The organism is Isoptericola sp. NPDC058082, assembly GCF_042885055.1.
Lineage (GTDB): Bacteria > Actinomycetota > Actinomycetes > Actinomycetales > Cellulomonadaceae > Isoptericola.
The window spans coordinates 400944-403458 of record NZ_JBHVSQ010000001.1; the positions used below are offsets into that span (position 1 = coordinate 400944).

The 2515-nt window shown below is 71.0% G+C and carries 1 protein-coding gene and 1 pseudogene; both read left to right on the forward strand.

Translation table 11 applies throughout. The features are described from left to right. Positions 1-145: 145 nt before the first annotated feature. On the forward strand, positions 146-2173 hold the full coding sequence (gene thrS / locus ACFVS0_RS01850; RefSeq protein ID WP_430551193.1) for a threonine--tRNA ligase: 2028 nt from the start codon (positions 146-148) through the stop codon (positions 2171-2173). An 11-nt stretch (positions 2174-2184) separates the two neighbouring features. Then, positions 2185-2388: pseudogene (locus tag ACFVS0_RS01855) on the forward strand (hypothetical protein); the annotation flags it as partial. Positions 2389-2515: the final 127 nt, after the last annotated feature.

Consider the following 2515-nt stretch of genomic DNA (forward strand, 5'->3'; position numbering starts at 1 on the left):
ACCCCCCTCCCCCCTAGCCCTCCCGTTCCCGCCCCCCCTTCCCCCCCCCCCCCCCACGACCGTGCCCGGCGCCCAGCCCCGGGCGGTCCCGCCCAGGTGCTGCCCGTGCCCGTCCGCAGCGCCCACGACCCGCAAGGAGCAGCACGTGTCCGACGTCGCCTCGCCGATGCCACCGAACCCCGACGACGCCGCGCAGGACAAGATCCAGGACACGGTGACGGTGCAGACGCCGACGACGGGCACGGACCTCTTCGCGGGCCGCAAGGACGTCGTCGTGATGCGCGTCGGCGGCGAGCTGCTGGACCTCTCGCGCGAGCTGGCGCCCGGCACCGTCGTCGAGCCGGTGACGATCGGCTCGCCCGACGGGCTCGCCGTGCTGCGCCACAGCGCCGCGCACGTGCTGGCCCAGGCCGTGCAGCAGGTGAACCCGGACGCGAAGCTCGGCATCGGCCCGCCCGTGACCGACGGGTTCTACTACGACTTCGACGTGGCCACGCCGTTCACCCCCGAGGACCTGAAGGCCCTCGACAAGACGATGGCGCGCATCATCAAGGAGGGCCAGACCTTCCGCCGTCGCGTCGTCACGGAGGACGAGGCGCGCGCCGAGCTGGCCGACGAGCCCTACAAGCTCGAGCTCATCGGCCTCAAGGGCGGCTCGTCGGACGAGGACGGGTCGTCGGTCGAGGTCGGCGGCGGCGAGCTGACGATCTACGACAACGTCCGCGGCGCCGGCCGCGAGAGCGAGACCGTGGTCTGGAAGGACCTGTGCCGCGGCCCGCACCTGCCCAGCACGAGGCTCATCGGCAACGGCGTGCAGCTCATGCGCAACGCGGCCGCGTACTGGCGGGGCAGCGAGAAGAACCCGATGCTGCAGCGCGTCTACGGCACCGCCTGGCCCAGCAAGGACGAGCTCAAGGCGTACCTCGAGCGCCTGGCCGAGGCCGAGCGCCGCGACCACCGCCGCATCGGCTCCGAGATGGACCTGTTCTCGTTCCACGACGAGGTCGGGTCGGGCCTGCCGCTGTTCCACCCCAAGGGCGGCGTGATCAAGCGGGTGATGGAGGACTACGTCCGCCAGCGGCACATCGAGGAGGGCTTCTCCTACGTCGGCACGCCGCACATCACCAAGGAAGAGCTGTTCTACACGTCGGGCCACCTGCCGTACTACGGCGACACGATGTTCCCGCCGCTGGACCTCGAGGACGTCGGCGACCACGGCCGCTACCGCCTCAAGGCGATGAACTGCCCGATGCACAACCTCATCTTCTCGAGCCGGGGCCGCTCCTACCGCGAGCTGCCGATCCGCCTCTTCGAGTTCGGGTCGGTGTACCGGTACGAGAAGTCCGGGGTGGTGCAGGGCCTCACCCGCGTGCGCGGCCTGACCCAGGACGACTCCCACTCGTACGTCACCCCGGAGCAGGCGCCGGCCGAGGTCAAGCACCTGCTGGACTTCATGCTCTCGGTGCTGCGCGACTTCGGTCTCGACGACTTCTACCTGGAGCTGTCCACGCGCGACGACAAGAAGAAGGACAAGTTCGTCGGCACCGACGAGGACTGGGCCAAGGCCACCGCGGTGCTGGAGGAGGTCGCGGTCGCCTCGGGCCTCGAGCTGGTCGCCGACCCGGGCGGCGCCGCCTTCTACGGGCCCAAGATCTCCGTCCAGGCCAAGGACGCGATCGGCCGCACCTGGCAGATGGGCACGGTGCAGTACGACTTCAACCAGCCCAAGGGCTTCGGCCTCGAGTACACCGCGGCGGACGGCACCAAGCAGCAGCCGGTGATGATCCACTCCGCCAAGTTCGGCTCGATCGAGCGGTTCATGGGGGTGCTCATCGAGCACTACGCGGGCGCGTTCCCGGCGTGGCTCGCCCCCGTGCAGGTGCTCGGCGTTCCCGTCGCCGAGGCGTTCGACGACTACCTCAAGGACGTCGTCGCCCAGCTCACGGCGCGCGGGATCCGCGCGGAGGTCGACCTGTCCGACGACCGCTTTGGCAAGAAGATCCGCAACGCGTCCAAGGAGAAGGTGCCCTTCGTGCTCATCGCGGGGGGCGAGGACGTCGAGGCCGGGGCCGTGTCGTTCCGGTTCCGCGACGGCACCCAGGAGAACGGTGTGCCCGTCGCCGACGCGATCGAGCGCATCGTCGCGGCGGTGCGCGACCGCGCCCAGGTCTGAGCGGGGGGCGCATGACCGGCCACCACGAGGAGCACGGCGAGGAACCCGGCTCGACGACCGTCCCGGCGGCCGGCTTCGGCCCGCCCGAGGACGGGTTGCAGCGCCTGTGGACCCCGCACCGCATGGTCTACATCGGCGGTCAGGACAAGCCTGCCGACGGCTCGGTGGCGCAGTGCCCGTTCTGCCGGATCCCGGCGGGGGGGGAGGGGGGGGGAGGGGGTTTCCCCGATCTTGTGTGTTGCGTCCTTCCTCCCTTTCTTTTGCCGAGACGGTGTCCCCTTGGGCCCCCGCCACCGCGCTCGCCGCCCCGGCGGGGCTCGCGGACGAGGACGGCTACGACCT